The following is a 13,672-nucleotide window of genomic DNA, read 5'->3' on the forward strand; positions in this document are numbered from 1 at the left end:
CCGGGAAAGCGGTCATTCGATGGCAACTATAACTGTGATCCTGGCCGGCATGACCACTCCACGGACATCCCGAGAGGGCACACGTGCCCCTGACACTCCCCCGGCACCCATCTCCGGCGCAGGCGCGAACGTGGCGCTCCTGGTCGTGCTGTTCAGCTCATTCATGGACCTCGTCGACGCGACGATCGTCACCGTCGCGGCCCCCGCGATCGCCCGCGACATGGGAGCCGGCGACGCTCAGATCCAGTGGACGATCGCTGCCTACACCCTCGCCCTGGGCGCGGGACTGATCACTGGCGGACGGCTCGGTGACCAGTTCGGCCGCAAGCGCCTGTTCATGAGCGGGCTGGTCGGGTTCATGGTCACCTCCGCGCTCTGCGCGCTTGCCGTCACTCCGGGAATGCTCATCGGCATGCGCGCCGCGCAAGGACTGACCGCGGGGATCATGGTCCCGCAGGTCTTCGGCGTCATCCGAGCGTCCTTCGCCCCGGCAGAGCGCGCCAAGGCATTCGGCGCCTACGGTGCCGTCCAGGGGCTCGCATCGGTCGCAGGCCCACTGCTGGGCGGACTCCTCGTCGAGGCCGATCTGTTCGATCTGGGGTGGCGCACCATCTTCTGGATCAACGTCCCCATCTCGATCCTCGCCCTCGCCATCGGGGCGAGGGTCCTGCCGGAGTCCCGTTCCGCCTCCACCGCGCGACTGGACCTCGTGGGTGCCCTACTGGCGGCCTCGGGCATCCTGCTCGTCCTGCTGCCGATCATCCAGACCGAGACGTGGGGGTGGACCGCGGTCAGCTACGCCCTCCTGGCGGCCGGAATCATCCTGCTCACCCTTTTCCTCGCATACGAGCGCAGCCTCGCCGGCCGTGGGGGCGAGCCCGTCTTCGACCCGGCCCTGCTCAGAATTCGCGCTTTCGCCATCGGCCTGAGCGCCTCCGTGCTCTTCTTCGGCGGTATCGGATCGTTCTTCCTCACGCTGTCGGTCTACCTTCAGCTCGGCACCGGCCGGACCGCGTGGGAGACCGGCTTGGTGATCCTGCCCTACGCCCTCGGCTCGGTCATCACCTCAGGACTCGGCGTCGCTCTCGCCGCCAAGGCGGGCAGAGCCCTGCTGATCACCGGCTCGCTCACCATCGCGGCATCTCAGCTCGTGCTCCTGACCGTCGTCAGGGACGGCAGCGATCCCGGGTTCTGGCTCCTGGCCCTCGGCCTGTTCATCGGCGGCCTCGGACTCGGCCTCGCCGCACCCATTCTCGTCAATGTCGTACTCGCCGGTATCCCCGGACGCAACGCGGGCGCGGCGGGCGGCGTCCTCTCCACCGTCAACCAGATCGGCGGAGCCATCGGCATCGCCGTTCTCGGAACGATCTTCTTCGCCGCCGTCACCGGATCGACGACTGCTGCACCAGGACTGGCCGTCTACGGTCACGCGCTCAGCATCGTCCTCGTCGTCACCGCGGTGCTCTACCTCGTGGCGGCGCTCGTGATGCTCGCGCTCCCGAAAGCCGCGGCCGAGCACGTCGACGAGTGAACCCACACGGCTGGAAAGCACACCGCCGGTGATTCACTGCAAGGCTGGTGCCCCGCCGGTGAGCGCCGACGTCAACGCGGCCGGCGATCCCCGGCCAAGGGAATCCCCGGCGCCGTGCCCGCCTCCGGCGACGAGACGGGCACGCGCACGGCACTGGAGAATCCGGCCCGGTCCGTCGAGACCGGCCGGGACGTCCACTACGCGGCGCACACCGACGGCAGTGCCCGCCCGAGCGCCTTCAGGTGCAGCGGGTCGAGCCGGTGGGTGTACGCGGACCAGCCGGCGGCCGTGGCCAGGCGCGGGCCGCACGACGGCAGGGTCCGGGCCCGTTCCGTGCCGTCGAGCGCGGCCAGCAGCTGGGTGGTGATGCGGTCGAGGGCCGGGCGGACTTCCTTGGCCAGGTCGGGCCGCTCGGTCGGGCGCTCGGCGGGGTGGGCTTCCCAGCGGGCGTACAGGCCGCGCTGCACCAGCTTGTTCGCCTCGATCTGGTCCCGGAACACGGCGGCCACGGCATCCGGGTCGAGGCCGAGGCCGGCCGCCCGGGCACGGACGTCGTCCAGGATCCGCACCTCGCGCTCCGGGTCGTCGATCGGCGTGTCCGTGCCGTACTTGGCGGCGGCGACCTTGTCGGCCAGCAGCAGCCGCTGGGTGAGCAGTTCGGTCACCGGCGTCAGGCCGTGCGCGGCGGCAGCCGTGTGACGTACGGGAGCGGACTGCTCCGCGGCGGTGGCCGGGCCGGCCGTACCGACGGCCAGAGTGGCCGCGGCCGTCAGGGTGCCGAGGAGGGTGCGGGCCGACCGGAGACGTCGAGGGCGCACAGCAGTGTCCTTCCGTGGGGGCGAGGGCGCCGGACCGCGGCGCTGTCCGCAACCTACCGATCCACCTCCGGCGCGTGTTCGCCGAGGTCCCAGAACAACCCCGCCATGATGCGCAGCCCTTCGCGGGCCACCGACCCCAAAAGGTGTTCGTCGGGGGCGTGTTGGGAGCAGGAGGGGTGGGAGTGCGGGACCCACACGGTGGGCAGGCCGAGGAGGTCCGCGAAGGCGTCGTTGGGGAGGGTGCCGCCGAGGTTCGGCAGGACGGCCGGTTCCTTGCCGGTGGTGTGCCGCAGGGAGTCCACGGCCCGGCGGACCCACGGGTCGTCCGGGCTGAGGCGGGTCGCGGGGACGGCCTGGAGCACCTCGACGTCGACCATGGACAGGCCGTGGGCGTCGAGGTGGTCGCGGACGATGCGTCCGAGGTCGCGCCAGGGCGTGCCGACGACGAAGCGGAGCTGGACGTCGGCGTGGGCGGTGCCGGGGATGGCGCCGACGGGCTTGGCGGGATCCCCGGCGGCCAGGGTGAGGACCTCCAGGGTGTTCCAGCCGAAGACGCGTTCGGCCGGGCTGAGGCCCGGCTCGCCCCAGTCGGTGTCCACCTCCGGGTCGCCGTCCCCGCCGCCCACGGTGAGGTCCGCCAGGGCGGCCGCGACGGGCCCGGGCAGCGCCGGCGGCCGCAGTCCCTCCACCAGGATGCGGCCCCGGGCGTCGACCAGGGTGGCCAGGGCACCGGCGAGCACCGTGGCGGGGTTGCGCAGGGCGCCGCCCCAGTTGCCCGAGTGGTGGGCGCCCTCGCGCAGGGCCACGCGCAGACGGAAGTTGGCGGCGCCCCGGGAGCCGAGGAACAGGGTGGGGCGGCCGGCCGCGAGGCGTGGACCGTCGGAGGCGACGAGCAGGTCGGCGGCCAGGTCGTCCGCCAGTCGGCGGCAGACCTCGTGCAGGCCCGGTGAGCCCGACTCCTCCCCCGTCTCCACGAGCACTTTCAGGTTGAAGCCCAGCCGGCCTCCGCGCGCGGCCAGGACCTGTTCGAGCGCGGCCAGGTTGACGGTGTGCTGGCCCTTGTTGTCGGCGGTGCCGCGCCCGTAGAGGCGGTCGCCCTCGACGACGAGTTCCCAGGGGGACAGGCCGGTGCGCCAGCGGCCGTCCTGGCCGGGGACGACGTCGCCGTGGCCGTAGACCAGGACGGTGGGCAGGCCGTCGGCCTCGTGCCGGTGGGCGAGCAGGAACGGGCCCGCGTCCGGCACCGGGTTGTCGACGATCCGCACGGTGGCGCCGAGGCGGCGTACAGCGGGGGCGAGTTCGTCGGCCAGGTAGGCGCGCAGCGGGCTCGTGCCGTCGGGCGGCGGGCTCTGCGTCGGGAACGCGACCCGGCGCCGCAGGTCGGCCAGGAAGCCGCCGGAGTCGTAGTAGGCCTCCGCCAGGCCGATGGCGCTCTCACGTGTCGTCATGCCGTCCGCTCCCGGTGTCCGTCGGGCCGGGTACGGCGGCCAGGCGGCCGTCCTCCCGGTCGAGCCAGTGCCTGCGCAGTGCCTGGAGCACCACGCAGACGTCGAAGGAGATCACCCCGGGCAGGTCCGCCAAGTCCCGGGTGAGGAACTCCGCGAGTCCCTCCTCGTCCCGGAAGACGCCCTGGTGGACGACGGAGAACGTGCCCGCGTTGGTCGACACGTACCGGGCGGAGGGATGCCGGGCGAGCGTCCGGGCGGCCTCGCGCACCCCGCCCGGCGACACGGTCAGCGCGACCACCGCCTCCAGGGCGTAGCCGAGCAGTCCGGGCTCGATCTCCACGCGGGGGCGGACCAGTCCGCGCTGGAGCAGCGACTGGGTGACGCGGTAGGCGGTGGACTGCCCGATGCCCAGTTCGCGGGAGACCTGCGCGGCGGTCATCCGTCCGTCGGCGGCGAGCAGGCGCAGGGTGCGCAGTTCGTCACCGGTGGGGCGGGCGGGCCGGTCCGTGCCGCCCGGGTCCGTCTCGCGTTCCTCCGCGGTGTAGGTGGCGAGCAGGCGGCGCTGGTCCTCCGTCAGCCGGGGCAGCCGCCAGGCGTCGGACTTGGTGTCCGCGCGCAGGACGAGTTCGGTCCGGGTGGACCGTACGCCGGGGAGCGTGGCGATGCGCCGGGTGAGCAGGTCGCGGGCCTCGGTGCGGCGCGCGGGCTGGACGACGCAGTAGACGTCCGCCTGCCCGGCGGTGACCGCGACGTGGGCCGCCTCGGGCAGTTCGACGAGCCGCCGGGCGACGTCGACGGCCCGTCCCGGCGCGGCGACCCACACATGCCAGGGAGTGCCCTCGCCGGTGACCGACAGGTCGACCTGGCCGATCACCCGCAGCAGCCGGTTCGACTCCAGCCTGGCCAGCCGCCGTCCCACGGTGCTCGCCGACACGCCCAGCGCTTGGGCCAGCAGGCTGAGCGGGGCGCGCGGTGCGCGCTGGAGCGCGGCGACCAGGTCGAGATCGTCATCGTCCAGAGCGTTCTCCATGCGACCCATCTTTCACGGAACGAATCCGTCAACCAGCGACTTCACAGGAACGATACGACCGCAACAACCTTTTTACTTGCATGATTTCGTCAAGTAGGTCGTCAATAGGGACGTGACCACCGCCACTTCGCCCCCGCCGCCCGACGTCCCCTCGAAGCAGCTGTCCCGGGTGCTCGCCGCCCTGGGGCGCATCGAGCGCCTCGGCAACAAACTCCCCCACCCCTTCTGGCTGTTCGGCGTGCTCAGCGTCGTCCTGGCGCTGGCCAGCTGGCTCCTGTCGGCCATCGGCGCCTCGGCGCTCAACCCCGCCACCGGCAAGACGGTGGGGGTGCGCAGCCTCGTCTCGGGCGAGGGGCTGCGGATGATGATCTCCGACGCGGTGACCAACTACGCCACGTTCCCGCCGCTCGGCACGATCCTCGTGGTGATGCTCGGCGTGGCGGTCGCCGACCGGTCGGGGCTGCTGCCCGCGATGCTGCGGGCGGCCGTGGCCCGGGTCCCGGCCCGGTGGCTGACGTTCACGCTCGCCTTCACGGCCATGGTCGCGCACGTCGCGTCCGACGCGGCCTACGTGGTGCTGGTGCCGCTGGGCGCGATGGCGTTCCGGGCGGTGGGACGCAGCCCGATGCTCGGTGCCGTGGTGGCGTTCGTGTCGGTGTCCGCCGGGTACGACGCGAGCCCGCTGGTCACCCCGACGGACGCGATCCTGGCCGGGCTCACGACGGCCGCCGCGCACACGGTCGACCCCGCGTACGTGGTCACCCCGCTGTCCAACTACTTCTTCTCGGTGGCCTCGTCGGTCGTCCTGGCCGTCGTGGTCACCGTCGTCACGGAGAAGGTCATCGCCCGGCGGGTGGCCGCGATGCCGGAGGAACCGGAGCCGGACGACGCTCCCGAGGCCGCCGGTACGCAAGTCGGTGGGCTGACGCTGCTCCCGGAGGAGCGCAGAGGCCTGCGCAACGCGGGTCTCGCGCTGCTGGCGTACGCCGCGCTGGTCGTGGTGACGATGATCCCGGCCTCGTCACCGTTGCGGGGCGAGGGCGGCAGCATCGTGCAGTCGCCGGTGCTCACCGGCATCGCGGTGGTGCTGGCGGTGGCGTTCCTGATCGTGGGCGCCGTGTACGGGCGCACGGTCGGGACCGTACGGACCGGCCGGGACATCCCCGACCAGATGGCGAAGGGCCTGCGCGAGATGGCGCCGATCCTGGTGCTGTTCTTCGCCATCTCCCAGTTCCTGGCCTACTTCAAGTGGACCGGCGTCGGCGAGGTCCTCGCGATCCGGGGCGCGGGCCTGCTGAAGTCGGCGGGCATCACGGGCCCGGTCGCGTTCCTCGGCGTCCTGCTGGTCTGCACGGTCATCAACCTGCTCGTCACCAGCGGCTCCGCCCAATGGGCCCTGGTCTCCCCGGTGTTCGTGCCGATGTTCATGCTGCTCGACATCCCGCCCGAGGTGACCCAGGCGGTGTACCGCATCGCCGACTCGTGCACCAACGCGGCGACCCCGATGAGCGCCTACTTCGTGATGACCCTGGGCGTCGTCCAGCGCTACCGGCGCTCGGCCGGCATCGGCACGCTGCTGTCGCTGACCCTGCCGCTGTGCCTGGTCATGCTGGTGGCCTGGACGCTGCTGTTCTACGCCTGGTGGGCGCTGGGCATTCCCCTGGGCCCGGGCGTGCCCGTCCGCTGACCGACCGGCCGCTCCCGACCGGCCCCTTCCGCCCGGCCCCTTCCGCCCGTACGAGGAGGACCGTCCATGTCCCTGACCCGTGTCGAGTCGCTGGCCCGGACCGCCCTGCCGGAGATGACCGGCGATCTGCGGAGGCTGGTCGAGCTGGAGACACCCAGCGACGACAAGGAGTTGCTGACCGCCGGGCTCGCCGCGGTCGAGGCCTGGACCCACGGCCGGCTCGGCCCGCCGGACGAGTCGCGGCGGTACGACGGCGGTCCGCACGGCGACATGCTGGAGCTGCTGTACCGGGGCACATCGCCTGCGGTCGTGCTGGTCCTGTGCCACTACGACACGGTGTGGCCGGCCGGCACCCTCGCCGAGTGGCCCTTCCAGGTGAGCGCGGACGGGCGGGCCTCCGGGCCGGGCGTGTTCGACATGAAGTGCGGTCTGATGCAGGCGGTGTGGGCGCTGCGCCTGCTGCGGGAACTGGACCTGCCGCGCCCGTCGGTGCGGCTGTTCCTGAACGGCGACGAGGAGATCGGCAGCCCGGCCTCCCGCCCGCACATCGAGCGGCTGAGCGAGGACGCGGCGGCCACGCTCGTGTGCGAGGCGTCCGCCGGACCGGAGGGCGCCCTGAAGACGTCCCGCAAGGGCGTCGGCCTCTTCGACGTGACGGTGGAGGGCGTGGAGGCGCACGCGGGCCTCGATCCGTACCGGGGCGCGAGTGCCGTGCACGCCCTCGCCGAACTGGTCACCGGTGTGGCCGGCTTGGGCTGCCGGGAGCGGGGCACGACGGTCAACGTCGGGCTGATCGGCGGCGGGACCGGGCGCAACGTCGTCGCCGGCCGGGCGAGCTGCGGCGTCGACGTACGCATCCCCGACCCCGCCGAAGCGGCCCGCGTCGACACCGCGCTGTCCTCGCTCGCGCCCTCCGACCCCCGGGTCCGGGTCGCGGTCACCGGCGGCTGGAACCGTCCCCCGATGGTGCCGACGCCCGCCTCCCGGCTCCTGTTCGCGCGGGCGCAGGCGGCGGCGCAGGAGCTGGGGTGGCCCCTGCGGGAGACGGCCGTCGGCGGGGCGAGCGACGGCAACTTCGTCTCCGCGCTCGGGCGTCCCGTCCTCGACGGCCTGGGCGCGGTCGGTGACGGCGCCCACGCACGGCACGAGCACGTCCTGCTGGACCACATCCCGCCGCGCACGGCGCTGTTGGCGGGGCTGCTCATGGCGGGGGCGGAGTAGACACGGATTGGCCCAGGCGGCGCGGTTCGGAGGACGCCTCCCGACCTCTGGACGCCCTCACGCGGCCTCGCCTAGGGTGCGACGGCAAGCGCTTTCTAGCCTGCCCATGCCAACCCACACACGCGCAGCCCCGCCGGCCCGGACGAGGAACCGACGCGGGTCTGACGCGGAAAGGCAGTGCCCGTGCCGCACAGCGAGCCCCACAGACCGTCGCACCCGTCCTGGACCCGCAAGTCGTTCTTACGGGGAATGGCAGCCGTCGGCGCCGCTCCCCTGCTCCCCGCCGCCGTACTCCCCGCCGCCACCGCCGAAGCCGCCACCTCCGCCCGGCCGGACTTCCCGCTGCTCCGCGACGGCACCTCCACGGACGTGTTCGTGGACGCGGTGGAGGACCCCGCCGTGATCCGCGCGGCCGGTGACCTCGTGGCGGACGTGGAGCGGGTCGGCGGTGTCAGGCCCCGGCTGCTGCACGCCGTGCCCCGGCAGGCCGAACTCCTGGTCGTCGTAGGGACGATCGGCGCGAGCCCGGTGATCGACCGCCTGGTCCGGCACGGCCGCCTGGACGTCTCCCGGGTCCAGGGTCGCTGGGAGGCGTCCGTCACCCAGGTCGTGGACCGTCCGCTGCCCGGCGTGGACCGCGCCCTGGTCATCGCGGGCAGCGACCGGCGCGGCACGGTCTACGGCATCTACGACACCTCGGAACGCATCGGCGTCTCGCCCTGGTACTGGTGGGCCGACGTGCCGGTGGTCCGCCGCGACACGGTGACGGTCCCGGCCGGCCCCTTCGTACGCCACGAGCCCGCCGTCCGCTACCGCGGCATCTTCATCAACGACGAGCAGAACCTCACCACGTGGTCCCACCGCACCCAGGAGCCGGACAAGAACATCGGCCCCCGCACCTACGAGCGGGTCTTCGAGCTGCTGCTCCGCCTCAAGGCCAACTACCTCTGGCCCGCGATGCACCCGTACTCCGACTTCTTCAACAAGCACCGCGAGAACCCCGAACTGGCCGACCGCTACGGCATCGTGGTCGGCTCCAGCCACCCCGAGGCCATGCTGCGCAACGGCGTGCACGAGTGGGAGCCGTGGGCCGAGGACCACCGCAACCCCAACGGCACCCTGCCGGTCTACGACTACACGGTGAACCCGGCCGTCATCTCCGACTACTGGCGGGCGCGGGCCCGGCAGAACGCCGGCTACGAGAGCAGCTGGACGATCGGCATGCGCGGCCTGCACGACTCCGCGCTGGAGACGAAGTACGCCACCACGATCCCGGAGAAGGTCGCGGTGATGAACGACATCATCGCCGACCAGCGGCGCATCCTGGCCGAGGAGGTGGGCGAGGCGGCGCGGCCGCAGATCTTCATCCCGTACAAGGAGGTCCTGGAGCTGTACAACGCGGGCGTCCGGGTCCCCGACGACGTCACGCTGATCTGGCCGGACGACAACCACGGCAACATGCGCCAGCTCCCGGACGAGGCGGAACGGCGCCGCGCCGGCGGCAACGGCGTCTACTACCACCTCTCCTACTGGGGCCGTCCCCGGAGCTATCTCTGGCTGGACACCACGCAGTTGAGCAAGGTGTGGCAGGAGCTGCGCCGGGTCCACGACCACCGGGCCGACCGCATGTGGATCTTCAACGTCGGTGACATCAAGTCGATCGAGACGGGCCTGTCCTTCTGCCTGGACATGGCGTGGGACGTGGACCGCTGGGGCCCGGACGACGTCGAGGACTTCCTGGTGGAGTGGGCCGGGCGTCAGTTCGGCCGGCGCCACGGCCCGGAGATCGCCGCGATCCGCACGGAGTACTACCGCCTGGCGGCGGAGCGGCGCCCCGAGTTCATCGACAAGGCGATCTTCTCGACGGTGCACCACGGCGACGAGGCGGGCCGCCGGCTGGCCGCCTACGAGCAGTTGCTGGACCGGGTGCGCACGCTGGGCGCGAAGCTGCCCGAGCCCTACCGTGACGCCTTCTACGAGCTGGTCGAATACCCGGTGCACGGCGCGTACTTGATGAACCTGAAGTACTACTGGGCGGACCGGAACGCGCTCGCCGTCCGTCAGGGGCGCGGCGCGGGCACCAACCGCTTCGCGGACCTGGCCGAGGCCGCGCACGCCGAGGAGCAGGCGATCACCCGCCGGTACAACACGGAGATCGCGGGCGGCAAGTGGGACGGCATCGTCAACCCCTACCCGTCCCAGATCCCCAAGGCCCCGGGCCGTCCGGCCGTGACACGGGTGCCCCGCCAGGAGACCTCCGGCCTGGGGCTGGCCGCGGAGGGCAACGAAACGGGAGCGAGCCGGCCGCTCTCCTTCTCCTCCTACACCCGCGACCGCCGCTTCGTGGACGTCTTCAACACGGGTTTCCTCCCGCTTCAGTGGCGGGCCGAGCCGAGTCACCCGTGGATCCGGCTGAGCACCACGGACGGCGAACTCACCGACCAGACACGCATATGGGTGGAGATCGACTGGCCGCGGGCACCCGAGGGCACCCACCACCCCACCCTGACCTTCACCGGCGCCGGCACGACCGCCGAAGTGCCCCTGCGGGTGGTCAACGACGGCGAACGGGCCCGGCAGCGCGCCCGCGGTTTCATCGAGGCCCACGGCTATGTGTCGATCGACGCCGCGCACTTCGACCGCCGGGTGGCGCGCGGCGGGGCCCGGTGGCGGGTCGTCCGCGGCCTGGGACGCCGAACGGCCGCCGTCGAGGCGGTCCCGACGACCGCGCCTCCGATCACCGAGAACCTCCCCACCCGGTCACCGGAGCTGCGCTACCGGGTGCGCTTCGCCAGCACCGGAACCTTCCCGGTGACCGTCTTCCGGCTGCCCTCCCTCGACGAGCGGGGCAAGCGCCGCCTGGCACTCGCCCTCGACGACCAGCCGCCGACGGTCCTGTCCGGCCAGGCGATCGCCACGGGCAACCGGGGGGATGCCTGGGCTCGCAACGTCGAGGAGGGGGTGGAGAAGCTGACAACCACGGTGACCGTGAGGGAGCCGGGTGAACACGTCCTGCGGCTGTTCATGACCGATCCCGCGATCGCCGTGGACCAGATCGTCATCGACACGGGTGGCCTGCCCGCGAGCTATCTCGCGCCGCCGCAGAGCTACCACCGCGTCTTCAATCCCGGCCCCGCTCTCCAGGAGAACTGACAGGACACCGATTTCTGCGGGCACAGAAAATCAAAAAAGCTCGGGCATGCAGCAACCGTGATTCGCTCGACGCCCCTCCGTGCATCCGTGCGCCCCTAGGGAGAAAGGATTCAGCGAGCGATCGGCGGATTCCACTGGGCAGGACATGAGGCGAGCATCAAGTCGGTGCGACCGCACCGAAATCCCGTGTGCCAAATGAGGCAGGTGGTGTTCGATGAGCGGCTCTGTTCCCGGACCAGCCCGAGATGGGACAGTGGGCACTGCTCCAGGCATATTCCCATTTATCGGCCACGGTGTCGACTTGGTCCGTCGGCCGCTGGCTTTTCTGAAATCTCTGCCCGAACACGGGGATCTGGTCGAGATACGCCTGGGCCCGCAGCCCGCCTGGATGGCGTGCCACCCGGACCTGGTCCACCAGGTCCTCAGGGACCCGCGCACATTCGACAAGGGCGGCCCGCTCTACGACAGGCTGCGGATGCTGCTGGGAGACGGCGTCGGCACCTGCCGCCACCAGGACCACCGGCGCCAGCGCAGGCTTCTGCAGCCCGAGTTCCGCAAGGCGCGCGTCGCCGACCAGGTGCAGCTGATGGGCGAGGAGGTGGAGTCGGTGTGCCGCGCGTGGCGGGCCGGGCAGGCGGTCGACGTCAGCGCGACCATGCTGGACCTGTCCACACGCGTGGTCAGCCGCGTCCTCTTCTCCGACTCGCTCGACACCGCGACGGCCGCCGAGATGCGCAGGTGCCTGGCCACCGTGGTCCGCGGCATGTTCGTCCGGACGGTGATGCCGGTCGACGCCCTGTTCGGTGTTCCCACGCCGGCGAACCGGCGTTACCAGCATGCTTCCGACCGCCTGCGCGCGATCGTCGACGCGGCCATCGCCCAGCGCCCGGGAGGCGCTCCCGACGACGACCGCGACGATCTGCTCGGAACCCTGCTGGCGGCCACGCGGGCCGACGGCGGGGGGACGACGATCAGCGGCCAGGAGGTCCACGGCCAGGTGCTGACGCTGATGTTCGCCGGCGCCGAGAGCACCGCCCTGTGCCTCGCCTCCGCCTTGGAGCTCCTTGGACGGCATCCCGAGGAGGAACGCCGCCTGCACTCCGAAGCCGACGCCGTGCTCGTTTCCGGGCAGCCGCCCGGCCCCGACGAACTGCCGCACCTCGTCCACACCCGGTGCGTCCTCACCGAGACCCTCCGCCACCGTCCGCCCGGCTGGCTCTTCACCCGCGTCACCACGCGGGAGACGGAACTCGCCGGGCACCGTCTCCCGCAGGGCGCCACCGTCATGTTCAGCCCGTACCTCCTGCACCACGACCCCACCCTGTTCCCCGACCCCGATCGCTTCCTCCCCGACCGCTGGCTGCCCGGACAGGCCGCCGCGGTCCCCCCCGGGGCGATGATTCCGTTCGGGGCGGGCAGCCGGAAATGCATCGGGGAGACACTCGCGCTGACCGAGGCCACGGTGGCCGTCGCGTTCATCGCCCGGCACTGGCGGCTGCGTCACCTGCCCGGCCATTCCGAACGGCTGCGCCCCGCCGCGTCGTTGGGCCCGAGGGGTTTGGTGATGGTCAGCGAACCGCGGACGAGGCGGCATGCGGACCCACCGCGTCGGGCGGATTCACTCTCACCCGGGACAACTGTCGTACCCGTCGTCCACAACTCACGAACGGCAGGTGGCAACGATGTCCGCGACGCATGAGGAAATAGCGCTCGCCGCGCAGGAGAAAAATCCGGTCGTCGATCTGAGGGAACTGATCGACGCGAACCTCTACATGCCCTTCCCGTTCCAGCGCAATCCCCACGCGTTCGAAGCGGCGGCAGGCGTCGAGGAATGGCTGGCCACCTGGGGGCTGACCGACGACCCGGCGGTGGCGGCCATGATCTCCTACACGCGCCCCGCCGAACTCGCGGCCTGCAACAGCCCGACCATGGACCCCGGGCTCCTCCAGATCATGGCCGACCAGATCGCCTACCAGTTCATCTACGACGACCGCGCGGAGGACGTCGGCCGGCACACGCCGGAGCGGCTGCTGCCCATGTTGTGCGAGAGCATCGCGATCCTGCGGGACGGCCAGACACCCACCACGCCCCTCGGGGCCGCCCTGGCCGACCTCCATCGACAGGTACAGCAGCGGTGCACACCCGCTCAGGCGGCCCGCTGGGCCTGGAACAGCCGTGAGTACGTACACGGTCTGCTGTACGAAGCGGTGGCCCAGACCCAGCACGTCCCGGTGGGCAGCGGGCTGTGCCGGTCCATACGCTCCCTCATCGCGGGCGTCGAGCCGTTCCACCCGCTGTGCGAGGCCGCACAGCCGCGCGAACTGACCCCGGAGGAGATCCATCACCCCGTCATGCGACGCCTGAGCCGGCTGTCGGCCGACGCGGCGGTGTGGATACCGGACCTGTTCTCCGCGGTGAAGGAACACCGCGCGGGCGGCGTGATCAACCTGGCCCTCGCCTACCAGCGGACACACCGGTGCTCCCTGCCGGTGGCCGTTACGCTCGCCACACGGCACATCAACAGCACGATCCGCGAGTTCGAGGAACTCTTCGACGAACTGCGACCGGAGTTGAGCCCGTCCGGCGTCGGCTACGTGGAGGGCATGGCCGGCTGGATCCGCGGTTGCTACTTCTGGTCCCGGACCGTGCCACGGTACGCGGACACGATGGCGGCACCCGCGGTGCTCTGATCCGCTGCCCGACCGGTCGTTTCCACCGCAGGGGTCCCGAGAGGGGCGAAACGCAGCAGAATACCCGAAAGGCTGAGACCTGAACCGCTCCCGC

At 71.8% G+C, this 13,672-nt stretch carries 9 protein-coding genes; 6 read left to right on the top strand and 3 right to left on the bottom strand.

All coding sequences use genetic code 11. The annotated features are described in order from the left end of the window. The first annotated feature begins 130 nt into the window (after positions 1-130). The gene (locus ABZ192_RS08020) at positions 131-1,531 is read left to right on the top strand and encodes an MFS transporter (RefSeq protein WP_356923676.1); all 1,401 of its coding nucleotides are present in this window, start codon (positions 131-133) and stop codon (positions 1,529-1,531) included. A 197-nt stretch (positions 1,532-1,728) separates the two neighbouring features. On the opposite strand, the gene ABZ192_RS08025 is transcribed toward ABZ192_RS08020, so the two are convergent. From ABZ192_RS08025 to ABZ192_RS08035, 3 genes are read right to left on the bottom strand one after another with little or no spacing between them, the layout of a single operon-like run. Further along, the gene (locus ABZ192_RS08025; protein WP_356923677.1) at positions 1,729-2,349 is read right to left on the bottom strand and encodes a chorismate mutase; all 621 of its coding nucleotides are present in this window, start codon (positions 2,347-2,349) and stop codon (positions 1,729-1,731) included. A gap of 53 nt (positions 2,350-2,402) precedes the next feature. After that, positions 2,403-3,797 carry a M20 family metallopeptidase gene (locus ABZ192_RS08030; protein ID WP_356923678.1) on the bottom strand — a complete coding sequence of 465 codons (1,395 nt, stop codon included), beginning with the start codon at positions 3,795-3,797 and terminating at the stop codon, positions 2,403-2,405. Next, positions 3,784-4,827 (bottom strand): Lrp/AsnC family transcriptional regulator, encoded by a 1,044-nt coding sequence (locus tag ABZ192_RS08035; RefSeq protein WP_356923679.1) that lies wholly within the window; start codon positions 4,825-4,827, stop codon positions 3,784-3,786. Before ABZ192_RS08035 ends, ABZ192_RS08030 begins: the two co-directional genes overlap by 14 nt. A gap of 112 nt (positions 4,828-4,939) precedes the next feature. Between ABZ192_RS08035 and ABZ192_RS08040 the strand changes: the two genes are divergently transcribed. The 5 genes from ABZ192_RS08040 to ABZ192_RS08060 all read left to right on the top strand — a co-directional run bounded on the left by ABZ192_RS08040 (position 4,940) and on the right by ABZ192_RS08060 (position 13,578). Then, positions 4,940-6,514 carry an AbgT family transporter gene (locus ABZ192_RS08040; protein ID WP_356923680.1) on the top strand — a complete coding sequence of 525 codons (1,575 nt, stop codon included), beginning with the start codon at positions 4,940-4,942 and terminating at the stop codon, positions 6,512-6,514. A 66-nt stretch (positions 6,515-6,580) separates the two neighbouring features. Continuing rightward, entirely contained in the window at positions 6,581-7,735 is a 1,155-nt protein-coding gene (locus ABZ192_RS08045) for a M20 family metallopeptidase (protein WP_356923681.1), read from the top strand. Positions 7,736-7,984: 249 nt separating this feature from the next. Next, positions 7,985-10,888: a glycosyl hydrolase 115 family protein gene (locus ABZ192_RS08050; protein WP_356923682.1), complete on the top strand. Its 2,904-nt coding sequence runs from the start codon at positions 7,985-7,987 to the stop codon at positions 10,886-10,888. Positions 10,889-11,102: 214 nt separating this feature from the next. Then, on the top strand, positions 11,103-12,587 hold the full coding sequence (locus tag ABZ192_RS08055) for a cytochrome P450 (RefSeq protein ID WP_356923683.1): 1,485 nt from the start codon (positions 11,103-11,105) through the stop codon (positions 12,585-12,587). Next, positions 12,571-13,578 (top strand): (-)-alpha-amorphene synthase, encoded by a 1,008-nt coding sequence (locus tag ABZ192_RS08060; RefSeq protein WP_356923684.1) that lies wholly within the window; start codon positions 12,571-12,573, stop codon positions 13,576-13,578. Before ABZ192_RS08055 ends, ABZ192_RS08060 begins: the two co-directional genes overlap by 17 nt. Positions 13,579-13,672 lie beyond the last annotated feature (94 nt).

Origin of the sequence: Streptomyces sp. NPDC006235 (assembly GCF_040613735.1) — a bacterium.
Classification (GTDB): Bacteria; Actinomycetota; Actinomycetes; order Streptomycetales; family Streptomycetaceae; genus Streptomyces.